Below are 16,647 nucleotides of genomic sequence, written 5' to 3'. Positions count from 1 at the left end.
ACAGAGCAGAATAAGACAGGATTTTATAGAGCGGCCTTGCTAGTATAGTGACAAGGGGTGAGCGGATATGGGGTGGGTTGAATCAATCCAAAAGGCCATCGACTATATCGAAGAGCACTTATTGGAGGACCTGACGATCGAGAGCATTTCCAGGCAGGCGAATGCTTCAGCTTTTCATTTTCAACGGACATTCACCATTTTAACGGATATTTCCATTGGTGAATATATCCGGCGTCGAAGACTGACCTTGGCGGCCCAGGAGATTTCATCCACAAATGGCAAGGTCATTGATTTAGCCTACAAGTACGGCTATGACAACCCCGAGGCATTCTCAAAAGCTTTTCGAAGGCAGCATGGGGTTTCTCCAAGCGAAGCCCGAAAGTACATGGGGAAGCTGAAATTCTATGAACGCCTGATGATACAGGTCATTCTGAAAGGGGCAAAACCGATGAAATACAATATCCTTGAAAGGGATTCCTTTCAATTGATTGGAATCAAGCAAGAGTTTTCCTTGGTTAATGAAGAGAATTTGATCGGGATTCCAAAGTTGTGGGAGAAAGTCAATTCGGATGGAACAGGAGATAAGTTAGCGAAATTGAACAATGGCCAAATAGATGGCTTGCTTGGTGTATGTGTCGATAAGCGGGCTGTTGAAAAAAATGAAACGATGGATTATTGGATAGGTGCAGAGTATGCCGGAAAAGCGCCTGAAGAGTTTTCGACCCTTACGATACCGGCTTCCAAGTGGGTTGTATTCGAAGTTCACGGACCTATGCCTGATAGCATGCAACAAGCTTGGAAGCGAATTTTTTCCGAATGGTTCCCTACCAGCGGTCATGAACATGCCGGCACTCCTGAATTGGAAGTATACGCGAACGACGACGCTTCAAACCCTGACTATTACTCCGAAATTTGGATTCCCATTAAAAAGGGATAGTGTTCAACCATAAAAATTTATTCGTTTTTCGCTTGCAGGGGAGATTAGGCATCTAATTTTCCCCTGCAAGCTTTTTATTTGGGTAAATAAGAATCCTTCATACTTGAGCTGGAAGGTTAAGGGACAGGGAGATTTACAGCCCTTCTTCAAAAATATAAGAAAGCACCTTCATGGCTTGGTTCACGGATTCGACCGTGACACTCGCCTTTTCCGACAATTCCTTTAAGGCATGATGATGGGATTCCGGACGAATCAAAATAAGCGGTTTACCCAGGGAAACGGCGGTGCTTGCGTCCATGGCAGTATTCCACTGTTTATATTTCTCGCCAAACAGAGCGACAACAAGATCGGCTTTTTTCATCAAAAGACCTGTCCGCAAATTATTGATTTGGGAAGCGGCTGCATCCTTCAGGATGGGATTCGGCTGTTCTCCGAGGATATCTTCACCGATATTATCGGAGCGTTCATGATTTTCCATCGGGCCGACGAATTCTAAAGGAAGCTTCAGTGCAGCGGCCTTATCTCTCAACTCGCTTCTCCAATTTGAATGGATTTCCCCAGCAAGATACACGATTAACTTCATTGTTTTCCTCCTCGGTATTAAAATTGCTTTCATTGTACCATGTTTTTTAGTAAATGGATGAATTCCGTAAATAAGGATAATATTATCCATAAGGTAGTAAAAGAGACAGCTGGAGGAATGACGATGGCTTTATCGAATAAGAATTTTTTTGTTTTCCTGTTGATAAGCAGTTTGATCGTGGGCTGCTCAGGTATCGAGAGACAAACCGAAAGGGCAATGAAGGCTGCTGAAGTGGCTTTTCGTGACGATGAAAAACAGCCCAATCAAGAGGCAGGGCTAATTCAGGTCCATCTGCCAAACGATTTTAAAGTAGTGGAAGAACATGATAATAATTTGATTTTACAAAAAGGTGATAAGATTTATATATTATTTGTCAATCCGAATGAAAAAGAAGACAGCTCCGTGTTATATTTGGCGATAAAGGAACAAGAGGATCAATTTGAAGTGCTGCATTCTTTTCAAACCGATGATAAATTCGGCTTTATTTCGATTAAAGAGATACCGAAAGAAAAGTATGAGCTTGCAGTGGGGATCGGCGGGGTGAAGCTGACAACCGAAACGGATAAAGACCAATTAAAAACCGATGCAAAACAAATGATGGAAATCGTCTCATCCGTGCCCCAGAAATAAGAGGACCCCTGCCTTTCAACCGATCCGTATTAATGGTTGATTCGCAAAGACTCTGGTATGATGGGATTATAAAAACTAAGGTGTCATTTAGAGCAGGAGGAATATACAAATGGAAAAATTACAAACCGTTGAGCAATATGATGCTTTGAAAAATGAAGGCAAACATATCTTTCTTTTTTCAGCAACATGGTGTGGAGATTGCCGTGTAATCGAACCGATCATGCCGGAGATTGAAACGAAATTTCCTGACTTTACATTCATTTATGTGGACCGTGATGAATTCATCGATGTGTGTGCGGCTAATGATGTATTCGGTATACCAAGTTTCATCGCATATGAGAATGGCAAAGAGCTAGGCAGATTCGTGAGCAAGGATCGCAAAACGCAAGAACAAATTGAGGAATTCATTCAATCATTATAATCAATTTCCCCTTCTCGCTGGGGATTTTTCAATGAAGAGGAGGGTCAGACATGAAAATGGACAGCACGAAGCTGAAAAATATCTTGAAGGAACGTTTAAAAGATGAGAATCGCACATTCAAATTCGATAGCAAGCAAGATACGTTACGGGTGGAAAATGTGAAGACCGGGAAGGGGATCACCATCGAGTTGCCTCCTGTGCTTGCTAACTATGAAAACGTACAGGAAAAGGCCATCGATGAAATTACCTATTACGTAGAAGAGGCCCTGAATGTGATGGGGGAAGAACACAGTATGGAAGGCAAGGAGAAATTCATTTTCCCAGTCATTCGCTCGACCTCCTTTCCAATGGAATCGGAAGAAGGAAATCCATTTTTATTCGATGAGCATACGGCTGAAACCCGGGTTTTTTATGCCCTTGATTTAGGAAAAACCTACCGTCTTATAGATGAAAAGATGATTCAACGGGAAAATTGGCAGGGTGACAGAATCCGTGAAATTGCCCTTTTTAATGCCCGTTCCCTCTCCACTGAAATGAAGTCGGATATCGTTGCAGGTAATGCATTTTATTTTTTGAACACGAATGATGGATATGATGCCAGCAGGATTCTAAATGAATCATGGCTTCGGGAAATGAAGGACAGGATCGAGGGAACCATGGCTGTGGCCATTCCCCATCAGGATGTCATCATCATTGCAGATGTGAAGAATGATACGGGCTATGATATTCTTGCGCAAATGGCGATGAGCTTCTTTGCCAGCGGTCATGTTCCGATAACGGCTCTATCATTCCTTTACGAAGAAAATGAGTTGGAGCCCATCTTCATTATGGGTAAAAACAAAAAACGTGAACAATAATATATTGAATCACAAAAGGACCGTGTCAGCATCTGGCAGCGGTCCTTTTAAAGTTTAATAGAGTGTATAACTCAGAGTTGATATTTATTTTTTAATCGGTGATAATATAATTGGAATATTTTGAAAATATATAATGATAGAACAAGCGGATGAACGTTGTGGGAGAGTGCAAAGCATTGAGGCGCTAAGGAGCTCCAAAAATATCCCTTGGAGCTAAACTCTTTGTCCTTTTTATCGTCCAATATAATATAGGGGCCGTTGCAATTTTTTTAATTGAGCAGTAGCGGCTTTTGCTTAGTTCCGGCATTATAAAAATATTTTCATTGGTTTTCCGGAGGTAGTTATGCCGATTATAAGAAATATTGAATTATTCTTTCCAGAGGATAGACAGGCAAATTTAATCTTTTATAGGGAAACAAGATGTATCGCTTCTTTATACAGTCGTTTGCTTCCAGAATTCAAAACGGATGAATATAAGGGAATAATGATTAATTGTGTATCAGGCTTGGACATAATAAATAAATTAGACGCTGATTCGTTTATTATGTTTAATTATAAATCTGTTTTTGCTGAGATTAATATGAAAGAGTTTTTCTCATTGCCTACGGACCAAAGGAAAAAAGAATATACACTTGAAGTTATGCAAAAACCTTTAGAACAAGTAGCAAAGGAACTTAATTTTGATATTAGCCTTTTTAAGGATATCCATCAAAAAATAATAAACCTAGACTTTGAGAACAAGTGGATTTATGCGAAGAAAAGCAGCCCTAACAGAAAATATTCTTGCTGTATTGTCTGTGAACAAGAAGTTTCTTATATAGATGTGTTTCTCGAAATCAAAAAGAGAAATGGTGAAGTCATAGGAAGAGAACGGATTATGAGAGAAACTGATACCGATGAACAGCATCTTTTCAGCAAATTAGGAAAAATAGGTTGGACATACAATCATAAAGTTTCATTTTCAGATCGAGATTATAAAACTAAATTTATAGTCACCTTCTTAGAAAAGAATAGCTCCGAGAGCTTATATTGGAAATATGAACAGCAAATATTCCAATAGATTCCTTTTTAGTAATATCCAGAATATCCGGTGCGTTAGTTAAGCAACTAAGTAAGGACCTACAAGCAGAGGCCTTTTCTATTACGCTGTTTATCCACAATGATAATTAACAGAGCATGATGTATAAATGCTATACATGGGCCACGAAAGGCATACCTGACCAACAAATAAGGGGGAGAATAGTTGTGAACGTGAAAAGCAAATTAATGAACATGCTGGAAGCCCGTAAAGGGGAAATGGTTCAAATCCGCCGTCATTTACACGAGAATCCGGAACTATCCTTCAAAGAAGAGAGAACGGCACAATATATCATTGATTTTTATAAGGGAAAGGATGTGTCGATTCAAACGAATGTAGGAAATGGATTAGGGATCATCGTAACGATCGAAGGCGGAAAACCTGGGAAAACGATAGGTCTCCGTGCAGATTTCGATGCATTGCCGATTACAGAAGAAGCGGATGTCCCGTTCCGTTCAAAAAATGAAGGTGTTATGCATGCCTGCGGACATGATGGGCATACCGCTTATTTATTGGTTCTGGCAGACTGCATCAATGAGCTTAAAGATTCCCTATCCGGTACGATAAAAATAATCCATCAACATGCAGAAGAAACACCCCCAGGTGGAGCAAAAAGCATGATGGAATCAGGGTTTTTGGATGAACTGGATGCCGTTTTTGGAATCCACTTATTTCCGTCCCATCCAGCAGGAGTTGTCGGGTATCACGGCGGCTATTCGATGGCTGGACGGACCTATTTCAAGTTGGCGATAAAGGGTGTAGGCGGCCATGGTTCGTCCCCGCATATGGCTAATGATGCCATTGTGGCAGGCGCCCATTTCGTGACAGCCGTACAAACGGTAATCAGCCGCCGCTTGAACCCTTTTGATATGGGCGTGGTCACAATCGGCTCCTTCGATGGAAAAGGAAGCTTTAATGTCATTAAAGATCGTATAGAAATTGAAGGGGATGTCCGTTATATGACAGCAGAAACCCAAAAGCTGATCGATAAGGAAATCCACCGGATCGTCAAAGGGATAGAAACGGAATTTGATGTTCAGTGCGAGCTAACATATGTGCCTGATTATCCTCCGTTATTTAATGACCCTGAACTGACTGTATTCGTGAAAAATAGTCTGGAAAGCATGAAAGACAAAGATATTAAGAAGGTTTTGGAATTTCCGGTTTTCTCAGGTTCAGAGGATTTTTCGTATTATGCAGAAAAGATTCCTGGCTGCTTCTTTTACATTGGCTGTAAACCGAAAGGGGTGGAGAAGGCATATTTCAATCACCATCCTAAATTCGACATTGATGAAGATGCCCTTTTGATCGCATCCAAATCAGTGGCCCAAGTTGTATGCAATTTTTATGAATGGGAATAGTCCCATTGGTATATTTGTTTGTAAAAAAATGCAGAAACCCACAAAACACCGTTCGGTATTAACGAACGGTGTTTTATGGGTTTCAGGATGCCACCGGAGGTTTCGTGAAGGATGCTTCAATGAATTGACCAGTTTGCTTCTTGCTCCTCATGAAAACTTAATCTCTTTGTAAACGCGATTTAACAGCGGTGTTTTATTTAAATAGTAGACTAGGGGCTAATGTTATTTCGCGATGGGTAGGTTTAAACTCATTCCAGAAGGGGTTTAATAGGGTAGGAGTTCTGCGAAATACGTTTAGTTAGTAAGAGTACGGTAAAAAAATAGATACTAATCCCAATTTAGCTTAAATTTTCTCGATATTTTTAAAATAACTGGTAGAATTAGTTACATAACTACAGATGTAGAAAGAGTGATAGTTTTGAAATGGCTAAATAAGATGAAAAAATGGTTCCAAGCAGAGGAAATTATTGAAATTGAAGAAATTATTATAGATGAACCGCTTGATGAAGAGACATTAAGGAAAATGGATTTTTCAAAGCTTTCGAAGTCAAAGGAAGAAGAAATAAAGGTTTACAATCAAAAAGTGGAAAAAATGTCGCAGACGCCAGACCCTGATACGAAAATCCTGTTTCAATATCCAAAAGGGCAGTTCAAGTTTCCGCTCATTCCAGACCGTGAACAGAACAAAAGAAAGCCTAGGGAAAGAAACAGGGAAGATCATGAACCCAAACAGGGGAACGCGGCCAAAGAAACGAGAAGGCCTGTGAGGGATCCTGAACCAAAACGGAGAAACTTCGAACGGGAGGAAGTCTCAAAAATAGTCCCTTCAAATACTCCATTCCGGCCGACGGAAATCCCTTCACCCATTTATGGGTTCCGTCGTCCGGAAAAAAAAATAGTCGCTTCTGAAGAAATTGTCGAATATGAACTGGAAAGCAAAATGCCTATCCTTAAAAAAGAAGAACCCGATATCGGGATTCCAGTATCGATTCCTGAAATCCCAAAAGAAGTGTCACATGAGGAATTGACGACAGAACCATCCGTTCTTATACCGGAACAAGCGGAAGAAAAACGGGAAGATTCGGAGATACCCGCTTTCTTTCGCAGGAATTCCATTGAGACACTGCCAGAACAAGCAGTAATCGAGCCTAACATAATTGAGCCTGCGGTGGAAAAAGAGGCTATTGACCAGGACGAAGTCGATTTTGGACGCGAAGTCGCTGTATCCATCATGGAACAGACGGACGACACACCGCCTGAAGCGATATCGGTTCCTGGGGAGATTGCTGTACAATCCAATCAACCATCCGTTAGTCAAGGGATAATGCCTGAAGACCCATCTGAGGCAATACCTGAAGTGCAGCACAAACGTCCGAAAAAACATATCCCATTTAATGTGATGATGCTTAAGCAAGATCGGGAAAAAAATGTTTTCATGAATAAAATGATGCCGGAAAAAAAAAGCCTTAATTCGGAAAGGGCAGTAGTTTCATCTGATAAGCGGCCAATGGATGATGCTGCCCAAATGGAGGCAGGACAAGCGAAACCATCCACCATTCCTGAATGGAAACCGGAGGAAGGCAGAGTTATGCCGAAAGAGCAGACTCCGGACATTTCACCTACCTTTTCGGACACTAAGATTGGTTCCGAAACCGTCGCCGTGCCTGAAAATACAGTCGAATCCAACATCGGTTCCAACCCTAAGCCGCTCTTGGAACAGGAATCCCCCATTTCTGGAACCGGGTATCAAGAAGCAGTTTATACAGAGGCAGCGGCAGAAAGCAGTAAGGGCGAAATCCCGGCAGTTTTTGGCTCCGTGGAAGCAGATGAAAATGAAAATCCATACTATGTGTTTCCGAATATCGAATTGCTGACACCTCCCACTTATGCTGTGCATGATGATGTGTGGCTCGAGGAACAGACTTTATTACTTGATGAGACATTGAAGAATTTCAATGTCCGTGCAAAGGTAGTCAATGTCACTCAAGGACCGGCAGTAACTCGTTTCGAGGTGCATCCGGAACCGGGAGTGAAGGTGAATAAAGTGACGAACCTGATGGATGACATCAAATTAAGCCTAGCTGCTCAGGATATGCGGATGGAAGCGCCTATTCCGGGTAAACATACAATTGGCATCGAGATTCCGAATAGGAAAAGCAAACCGGTATTTTTGCGGGAGGTTTTGGAAAGTACTGAGTTTCAAGAGCATGAATCACCGCTTGCTGTGGCTTTAGGACTCGATATATCCGGTCAGCCGATCATCACGGATTTGAGAAAGATGCCGCATGGCTTGATAGCCGGGCAAACGGGATCGGGGAAAAGTGTCTGTATCAACACCATGCTGGTAAGCTTGCTTTATAAAGCGACGCCGCAGGAGTTGAAATTGCTATTGATCGATCCGAAAATGGTTGAGCTCGCCCCATATAACCGGATCCCGCATTTGGTCAGTCCAGTCATAACCGATGTAAAAGCCGCTACGGCTGCGTTGAAGTGGGCTGTAGAGGAGATGGAACGGCGTTATGAATTGTTTGTACATGCCGGTGTCCGTGATATCACCCGCTTTAATGACCAAGCGGAAAAAGCCGGTCAATATTCAAGCAAGCTGCCTTATATCCTGGTGATCATCGATGAGCTTGCGGATCTAATGATGATGTCCCCGGCTGATGTAGAGGAAGCGATTTGCCGGATTGCCCAAAAGGCCCGTGCCTGCGGCATCCATTTGATTGTAGCCACTCAAAGACCTTCAGTCGATGTCATAACTGGATTGATTAAGGCAAATATCCCGACAAGGATCGCTTTTTCGGTTTCTTCACAAGTCGACTCCCGTACGATCATCGATAGCGGCGGTGCAGAAAAATTATTGGGAAGAGGAGATATGTTATTCGCTGAAAACGGCTCTTCAAAAACGGTGCGCCTACAAGGGACTTTTGTGAGTGATGAAGAAATCGACCAAGTCGTCAACCATGTTAAACTGGAGCAGCAGCCAAAATACCTGTTCGAGCAGGAAGACTTGCTGAACAGGGCCCAGGTCACGGAAGAAGCGGATGAACTGTTTTTCGAGGCATGTGAATTTGTCGTGAGCCAGCAGGCTGCATCTGCATCTAGTGTCCAAAGGCGCTTCCGTGTCGGTTACAACCGTGCAGCGCGCCTAATAGAAATGATGGAGCAACATGGAGTAGTTTCCGAATCCAGGGGCTCAAGGCCCAGGGATGTATTGATTACGGAAGAAGAACTGGAATTTTTGCATGTTAATTAAGAGAACCTAATAAAAGGAAATTGTATATAATGTGAAAGGGTGAAAACCCTTTTTTATCACCTTAATTAAGGGAAAAGCCAATGATTTGATAAATTGGCATCTGCCTGACATGGATGAATGAATAAAAAAGTGATATAATAGTTTTTTGTTGATGAATGATTGAAAATATAAGCTTGAAAAACCTATGAAGAAATTGCGTTACTAACAAGTCTCGTAATGAAAAAACAAATAAAAGATGACGTCATATACTGTCATACAGGTAGACGATTGGTGGAGGTTCGCTTTATGACTGCTTACCATTTTGTGGGAATTAAAGGATCGGGTATGAGTGCTCTTGCACAAATACTGCATGATATGAATATTGAAGTGCAGGGTTCCGATTACGAAAAAGAATTTTTTACACAATTGGCATTAGAAAAAGCCGGGATTAAAATCCTTCCTTTCAACGAGGAAAATATTCAACCTGGAATGACCATCATTGCAGGAAATGCGTTTCCGGATAGCCATCCGGAAATCGTGAAGGCAAAAGAACTTGATTTGCCGATCATCCGTTATCACCGTTTCCTAGGTGATTTCATGAAAAACTTCATCAGCGTGGCGGTTACGGGAGCGCATGGTAAAACATCGACGACCGGCTTACTTGCCCATGTGATGGGGGGCGCTAAACCGACATCCTTCTTGATTGGGGATGGAACGGGTAAAGGAATCGCGAATTCTGATTACTTCGTATTCGAAGCATGTGAATATCGCCGTCATTTCCTTTCCTACTATCCGGATTATGCAATCATGACGAATATCGATTTCGATCATCCTGATTATTTCGCCAATGTCGAAGACGTGTTCGAGGCTTTCCAAACGATGGCCCTTCAAGTCAACAAAGGCATCATTGCGTGCGGGGATGATGATCATTTACCACATATTCAGGCGAAAGTACCGGTTATTTTTTACGGATTTGCAGAAGGAAATGATTTTCAAGCGAAAAATGTTTCCGTCACTCCGGATGGCACGACTTTTGATGTGCATGTAAGGAACAATTACTATGATACATTCATTATTCCTACTTTTGGAAAGCATAATGTGTTGAATGCACTCGGTGTCATTGCACTTTGTAAATATGAAAACTTGGATACGGAAGCTGTGAAAGCCCAATTGCGGACTTTTGGCGGAGTTAAACGCCGGTTCTCCGAAAAGGAAATCGGAAGTCAGATCATCATTGATGATTATGCACATCATCCGACCGAGATCTTTGCAACTGTCGACTCGGCTCGTCAGAAATATCCAGAGCGTGAAGTTGTTGCGGTATTCCAGCCGCATACTTTCTCGAGAACTCAGGCATTCCTTGATGAATTCGCCGACAGCTTGAATTTGGCCGACAAAGTATACTTATGTGAAATTTTTGGATCTGCTCGTGAACATCAAGGGAAGTTATCGATTGAAGATCTTCAAGATAAGATTCCCGGTGCCGAGCTGATTACGGAGAATACAACATCAATATTGCAAAATCATGAAAACAGTGTCGTGTTATTCATGGGTGCAGGGGACATTCAAAAGTTCCAAGCAGCCTATGAGCATTCACTGCAGGTAAAATAAAAAAACGACCGACCCGCTGTAGAGGGTCGGTCGTTTTTTTATTGGTTTTTACGTTATTTTAAATTTTCTGGATTTAAATTTTCCAGTTCCGGTAAAACGAAGCGTCCGTCCTTACGTATCAAGACGTCATCAAAATGGATTTCCCCGCCGCCATATTCAGGTCGCTGAATATTGACCAGGTCCCAGTGAATGTCTGAATGGTTTCCGTTAAAGGCATCATCGTAGCATTGTCCGGGAGTGAAATGAAAACTTCCATCAATTTTTTCATCAAAGAGGATATCTTGCATCGGGTGTAGAATATAAGGATTTACACCAATTGCAAATTCACCGACATATCGTGCGCCTTCATCAGTATCAAAAATTTTGTTGATGCGTTTTGTATCATTCGCAACCGCTTCAACGATTTTTCCATCCTTGAATGTTAACTTCACGTTTTCAAAAGTAAAACCCTGATAAGGGGACGGAGTATTATACGAAATCACTCCATTGATGGAATCCTTAACCGGAGCCGTATATACTTCACCGTCAGGAATGTTCAGCTCACCCGCACATTTGATCGCTTTAATGTCTTTGATGGAGAAGGTTAGGTCCGTACCGGGCCCAGTCAAGCGGACCTTATCCGTTTTATCCATCAATTCAACAAGGTTGTCCATTGCTGCGCTCATTTTGCCATAGTCGAGGTTGCAGACTTCGAAATAAAAGTCTTCGAATGCTTCTGTGCTCATTTTGGCTAATTGGGCCATGGAATTTGTCGGGTAGCGAAGTACGACCCATTTTGTTTTTGGCACGCGGATATTTCTATGTACTTTACCGACTGTCTGTCCATGAATCGCCATCTTCTCTGAAGGGACATCGGATTGTTCATTGATATTATCCCCGGCACGAAGCCCGATATAAGCATCCATCTGGTTCATTACGTTTGCTTCAAACTCACCCATCAGCTTGTACTGTTCTTCTTTGGCACCCATCAGCAAGGCACGATCCACTTGGTGATCCTTTAAAAGGACGAATGGGTAACCACCTGCTGCATAGGCTTCATTCACAAGTGCGTTAACAAGTTCACGCTGCAATCCAAAGTTTTCGATCAAGATTTTTTCACCTTTTTGAAGCTTCACGGAATAATTGATTAAGTTTTTGGCCAATGTACCAATTCTGGGATCTTTCATAAAAAATACCTCCATTGTTTAAATTCGACTTATCTTTTCTATCATACCCGATTTCCTGCCATAAGTGTGACCCATGAATTTACGGAGGAACTGGATGCAGACAACAATATTTCCAGATTAGGGTTTGATAGGGTATATTGAAAAAATAAATACGTTTATAATATTAGGGAAGGGGTAATTAATATCTAACAGCTATTAAATAAGTCGATTTTTTTCGGAGGTGTTCCAATGGAGATTATTTTATACGTAAGTGCTGCTGTTGCAGCGATAGCTTTTTTGGTACTTGTTATTTTCCTAACAAAGGTACTGACATCACTTCAAACTACCCTGGACAGTGTGGCCCGGACGCTGACAGGACTAGAGAGCCAAATGCAGGGCATAACGCTCGAAACTACTCAGTTATTACATAAAACGAATACGTTGGCTGAAGATTTGCAGCACAAGTCAGAAAACCTGAACACGGTGGTGGATGCGGTGAAGGATGTAGGAACATCCATCTCCAGCTTCAATTCTTCCATCCAAAAGGTTTCCCATAAAGTGCAGGCTGAGATTGATAATAATCAAGACCGAATCTCACAAATTGTACAATGGAGCAATGTTGCCATGGAGATCAGAGACAAGTGGAAGGCGAGAAGCAAACAGGCTGCCCCGACTCCAACCGAAAGGGCGGAGTTAGAAAGGGAAGCACTGGAAACAGATAACCTGCCTAAAAAAAGGTTTTTACGTTCTAGATCTTAAAATCAAGGTAAAAAAATGAACTTAAAATTGAAAGGGGAATGTATTATGACTCAAAAAGAATTTGCGGCAAAGGACTATCAGAAATCTTATGAGGACGAACGCGACTCGATCAATTCGAAGGACTTTATGATTGGCGCCTTGATCGGCGGGATGATCGGAGCGGCTACAGCTTTGTTCATGGCTCCGAAAACAGGCAAGGAATTAAGGAATGACTTCAATGAACAGGCTAGAAATATTTCAGAGAAAACGGAAAGATTAAGACAAACGGCGATGGAAAAGGGTACAGTACTTGCTGATACAGCAAAAGAGAAAACGAGCTCTGTCACGGAAATCGTTTCCAATAAATCTTCAAATATCGTCAATAAAGTGAAAAGCCTAAAAACGGGTAAAGAAAACGGCGACGCAGCTGATGATACGACGAATTCGAGCAATAAGGATATAGATGTAACCGGAACTTCCGATTCTCCTATCGTATCCGTCGAAACGAACTTTGCTAACGGCAATGATTCGGCAAATAATCCTGCCGATCCTACAAGCGGAAACAAGAATGCGGCAAAATTAAAACTAGATGAAGCGAAAAAGGCATTTGATGAAACAGAGAATAATCTAAAGAAATAATATTCCTTGAATTCCTTTAATGGGGATGAAGTGGCATAAAGGGACGAAGAATAAGGCGGTGAAGTGCTTCAATGGCTTCATCGCCTTATTGATGGTAAAATTTATATGTACAAGGAAAGGAGAATGTATTATGGTCATGAGCAAAATCGAAACAGAAGAACAATTCAATCAGCTGCTAAAAGAGGATACATTCCTGCTTTTCAAGCATAGCGTAACATGCCCGGTCAGCGCTGAAGCATTTGAACAATATGAGAGGTACATCTTAGAGAACGCACAAATTAAAACGGCCTATTTAGCCGTTCAGGAAGCTCGTCCACTATCCAATTATGTGGCAGAAACATTTGTTGTCAAACATCAATCACCTCAGGCCATCCTTTTTAAAAGTGGAAAACCGACCTGGAATGAGTCCCATTGGCGTATTACATATGATTCATTGAGCAAGGCCATCTCTGAATGATTCATGAAGGCCGGATCCCTTTGGCAAGGGGTCCGGCCTTTTATTATTGGATTTGGTGGTCATGGGAATTTTAAACGATCTCCAGGGGAAACCTTTTCTTTAAAGGCCCTTCCTGTTCAAGTGGCAGACGATTTGATCATGGTCCAATGCTCTTTGAGATAAAATATCAATTAAATTATAGCTTTCTTGTTCTATTTCCAATATAATTCCTACAACGGATTGTTCCAATATTCAGTCTAAATCGTTTTTCCTGCATGTGTAACACCTGATTTTATGCATTTATAACTTTAATGCTTAAAAGCGTTTAATTATTAAAGAAAAATATAGTGACATTTATGGGCACTTCATTTATAATTGATTTAATCATACATGAAATATTCTAAATTTTTCATTGATAAAACAATCGGGGTGGATCCATATGGGATTTTATAAGTTTGAGTCTGCTGAACCGATTTATATTTTAAAAAACGAAGGGATGGATTTGTAATGAGCAACAAAGAGCTTGATGGACTTCGTAATCAACTGGATGATGTGAACCTTCAGTTATTACATCTTATTAATCAACGTGCTGAACTTGTACAGGAAATTGGTCGCGTTAAAGAAAAACAAGGTGTAAACCGTTACGATCCGGTCCGTGAAAGAACAATGCTGGATCTTATCGAAGCCAATAATCAAGGACCGCTTGATCTTGGTTCGATTAAACATATTTTCAAAGAAATCTTTAAATTGGGCTTGGAGCTACAAAAAGATGATCAGAAGAAAACGCTTCTTGTGTCGAGAAAACAAAAGGCTGAAGACACTATCATCGACATTAAGGGTGAATTGGTCGGTAACGGGATCCCTAGCTTCGTTTTCGGACCATGTGCCGTTGAATCTTATGAACAGACAGCTGCGGTGGCGGAAGTCATTAAAGCTAAAGGCTTGAAATTGATGCGCGGCGGTGCATTTAAGCCACGTACATCTCCATATGACTTCCAAGGGCTTGGTTTGGAAGGGTTACAAATACTTAAACGTGTTGCTGATGAATACGGTTTGGCTGTAATCAGTGAAATCGTGAGTGCCAACGATATCGAAGCGGCGATCGATCATATCGATGTCATCCAAATCGGGGCGCGCAACATGCAAAACTTCGACTTGCTAAAAGCGGCAGGTGCTGTAAATAAACCAGTTCTTTTAAAACGTGGACTGGCTGCAACGATTGAAGAGTTCATTCATGCAGCGGAATACATCATGTCGCAGGGCAATGGCAACATCATCCTTTGTGAGCGCGGTATCCGCACTTACGAAAAAGCAACAAGAAATACACTTGATATCTCTGCTGTACCGATTTTAAAACAAGAAACTCATTTACCGGTCATGGTTGATGTAACGCATTCAACTGGACGTCGCGATCTTCTGCTTCCTACGGCTAAGGCGGCTCTTGCAATCGGTGCTGACGGTGTTATGGCTGAAGTGCATCCAGATCCTTCCGTTGCTTTATCGGATTCTGCACAGCAAATGGACTTCAAACAATTTGATGAATTCTACGAAGAAATTAAACGTTTGAACTGGGTAACTGTATAAGCTAAGAAAGTCTTTAAATGATCTATTTACGGCCCTTACCAACTTGGCAAGGGCTTTTTTTAATGGTAAAATACTTGTTTTTGCAGAAAAAGCTTCGAAATGAGCACTATTGGATTGCAGGAAAGATTCGACTATCGTATGATAAATAACAAGAATGAGAACTGTTCGGAAGATTGAGTCATACATAAAGTGATATCTATGTGAATTTTATACTTGAATAGGGTATTGAATATTTGACTGAGAAGAGAGTAGGACTGCATTTTTTGTTAGGCAGATCGTTCCTAAAATAATCTTCCTTATAGAGAAAAACGCATAAAAGATTATTTTCCGAAATAATTCGGGTCTTTTATGGGGAAAATGAAAGAAATGGAGGAATGGATGAATGAATAATATAACCATTTATGATGTGGCGCGTGAGGCGAATGTTTCCATGGCCACCGTTTCCCGCGTAGTTAACGGGAATCCAAATGTAAAGCCTGCAACAAGGAAGAAAGTTTCAGATGTAATTGAGAAGTTAGGGTACCGTCCCAATGCAGTGGCAAGGGGACTTGCCTCAAAGAAAACGACTACAGTCGGGGTCATCATCCCGGATATCTCAAGCATCTTTTTTGCAGAATTGGCACGGGGCATAGAAGATATAGCCACCATGTATAAATACAATATCATTCTAAGCAGTTCTGATGAGAATATAGATAAGGAATTCCATTTGCTGAATACGATGCTTGGAAAACAAGTGGATGGTATCGTATTCATGGGCGGCAACATTTCTGATGAGCATGTCAAAGAGTTTAAGAATTCACCTGTTCCAATCGTTCTGGCAGGTTCGGTGGATGAAAGCGGACAAGTTCCATCGGTCAATATTGATTATGAGGCGGCGGCATTCGACGCAGTGACCTTCTTCGCTAAAAAAGGCCACAAGAATATCGCTTTTGTAAGCGGAAACCCTTCCGCGCTGATTAATGAAATGAAATTGACTGGTTATAAACGAGGATTGAAAGAAGCTGGGCTTTCATTTGATGAAAGTTATGTCGTTGAAGGTGATTATACATATGATTCAGGAATTGAATCTTTTGAAAAGTACCTGGAAGCTGAAGACAGACCGACAGCATTCATCGCCGGTGCTGATGAAATGGCGCTTGGAATTGTCCATGCCGCTCAGGACAAAGGGTATAATGTACCGGAAGACTTTGAAGTGATCAGCTTCGATAACACGAGATTGACATTGATGGTGCGTCCGCAAATCACGACGATCGTTCAACCTTTATATGATATTGGTGCGGTTGCGATGAGGCTTCTTACAAAGTTGATGAATAAAGAACAAGTGGAGGAAGGTCTTGAAAAAGTGATCCTGCCACATCGGATTGAAAACCGTCAATCAACGAAATAAACTGG

15 protein-coding genes are annotated in these 16,647 nt (G+C 41.5%); 13 read left to right on the top strand and 2 right to left on the bottom strand.

The genetic code is table 11. The features are described 5' to 3' along the window. Positions 1 to 67 precede the first annotated feature (67 nt). Entirely contained in the window at positions 68 to 937 is an 870-nt protein-coding gene (locus tag OSJ91_RS20615) for an AraC family transcriptional regulator (RefSeq protein ID WP_350299741.1), read from the top strand. Positions 938 to 1,070: 133 nt separating this feature from the next. Here the strand turns inward: OSJ91_RS20615 and OSJ91_RS20610 are convergent, their stop codons facing one another. Further along, positions 1,071 to 1,520, bottom strand: a complete 450-nt coding sequence (locus OSJ91_RS20610) for a YtoQ family protein (RefSeq protein ID WP_101222968.1) — start codon at positions 1,518 to 1,520, stop codon at positions 1,071 to 1,073. A gap of 123 nt (positions 1,521 to 1,643) precedes the next feature. Between OSJ91_RS20610 and OSJ91_RS20605 the strand changes: the two genes are divergently transcribed. The 7 genes from OSJ91_RS20605 (at position 1,644) to murC (ending at position 10,713) form a co-directional block, all read left to right on the top strand. After that, positions 1,644 to 2,150, top strand: a complete 507-nt coding sequence (locus OSJ91_RS20605) for a hypothetical protein (RefSeq protein WP_350299740.1) — start codon at positions 1,644 to 1,646, stop codon at positions 2,148 to 2,150. A gap of 109 nt (positions 2,151 to 2,259) precedes the next feature. Next, on the top strand, positions 2,260 to 2,571 hold the full coding sequence (locus tag OSJ91_RS20600) for a thioredoxin family protein (protein ID WP_230135653.1): 312 nt from the start codon (positions 2,260 to 2,262) through the stop codon (positions 2,569 to 2,571). Between the two features lie 50 nt (positions 2,572 to 2,621). Beyond that, positions 2,622 to 3,428 (top strand): DUF1444 domain-containing protein, encoded by an 807-nt coding sequence (locus OSJ91_RS20595; RefSeq protein WP_350299738.1) that lies wholly within the window; start codon positions 2,622 to 2,624, stop codon positions 3,426 to 3,428. Positions 3,429 to 3,771: 343 nt separating this feature from the next. After that, positions 3,772 to 4,488 carry a hypothetical protein gene (locus OSJ91_RS20590; protein WP_485890328.1) on the top strand — a complete coding sequence of 239 codons (717 nt, stop codon included), beginning with the start codon at positions 3,772 to 3,774 and terminating at the stop codon, positions 4,486 to 4,488. A gap of 191 nt (positions 4,489 to 4,679) precedes the next feature. Continuing rightward, positions 4,680 to 5,867 (top strand): amidohydrolase, encoded by a 1,188-nt coding sequence (locus OSJ91_RS20585; RefSeq protein ID WP_350302919.1) that lies wholly within the window; start codon positions 4,680 to 4,682, stop codon positions 5,865 to 5,867. Positions 5,868 to 6,285: 418 nt separating this feature from the next. Then, positions 6,286 to 9,123: a DNA translocase FtsK gene (locus OSJ91_RS20580; RefSeq protein ID WP_434547744.1), complete on the top strand. Its 2,838-nt coding sequence runs from the start codon at positions 6,286 to 6,288 to the stop codon at positions 9,121 to 9,123. Between the two features lie 285 nt (positions 9,124 to 9,408). Beyond that, on the top strand, positions 9,409 to 10,713 hold the full coding sequence (murC, locus tag OSJ91_RS20575) for a UDP-N-acetylmuramate--L-alanine ligase (protein WP_485890327.1): 1,305 nt from the start codon (positions 9,409 to 9,411) through the stop codon (positions 10,711 to 10,713). Between the two features lie 53 nt (positions 10,714 to 10,766). Here the strand turns inward: murC and OSJ91_RS20570 are convergent, their stop codons facing one another. After that, the gene (locus tag OSJ91_RS20570) at positions 10,767 to 11,879 is read right to left on the bottom strand and encodes an aminopeptidase (protein ID WP_350299735.1); all 1,113 of its coding nucleotides are present in this window, start codon (positions 11,877 to 11,879) and stop codon (positions 10,767 to 10,769) included. A 228-nt stretch (positions 11,880 to 12,107) separates the two neighbouring features. Between OSJ91_RS20570 and OSJ91_RS20565 the strand changes: the two genes are divergently transcribed. The 5 genes from OSJ91_RS20565 (at position 12,108) to ccpA (ending at position 16,642) form a co-directional block, all read left to right on the top strand. Continuing rightward, the gene (locus tag OSJ91_RS20565; protein ID WP_101222962.1) at positions 12,108 to 12,617 is read left to right on the top strand and encodes a DUF948 domain-containing protein; all 510 of its coding nucleotides are present in this window, start codon (positions 12,108 to 12,110) and stop codon (positions 12,615 to 12,617) included. A gap of 45 nt (positions 12,618 to 12,662) precedes the next feature. Then, positions 12,663 to 13,235, top strand: a complete 573-nt coding sequence (locus tag OSJ91_RS20560; protein ID WP_350299734.1) for a YtxH domain-containing protein — start codon at positions 12,663 to 12,665, stop codon at positions 13,233 to 13,235. Between the two features lie 130 nt (positions 13,236 to 13,365). Then, positions 13,366 to 13,692: a bacillithiol system redox-active protein YtxJ gene (gene ytxJ / locus OSJ91_RS20555; RefSeq protein WP_485890326.1), complete on the top strand. Its 327-nt coding sequence runs from the start codon at positions 13,366 to 13,368 to the stop codon at positions 13,690 to 13,692. A 486-nt stretch (positions 13,693 to 14,178) separates the two neighbouring features. Next, positions 14,179 to 15,255, top strand: coding sequence for a bifunctional 3-deoxy-7-phosphoheptulonate synthase/chorismate mutase (locus OSJ91_RS20550; RefSeq protein ID WP_101222960.1), 1,077 nt, complete (start codon positions 14,179 to 14,181; stop codon positions 15,253 to 15,255). 382 nt (positions 15,256 to 15,637) lie between these two features. After that, on the top strand, positions 15,638 to 16,642 hold the full coding sequence (gene ccpA, locus OSJ91_RS20545; RefSeq protein ID WP_350299732.1) for a catabolite control protein A: 1,005 nt from the start codon (positions 15,638 to 15,640) through the stop codon (positions 16,640 to 16,642). The last annotated feature ends 5 nt before the right edge of the window (positions 16,643 to 16,647 follow it).

This window comes from Bacillus sp. T-10(2022) (assembly GCF_056502895.1).
The sequence above is the reverse complement of the archived record's forward strand: the minus strand, read 5'-3'. Positions and strand labels throughout refer to the sequence as shown.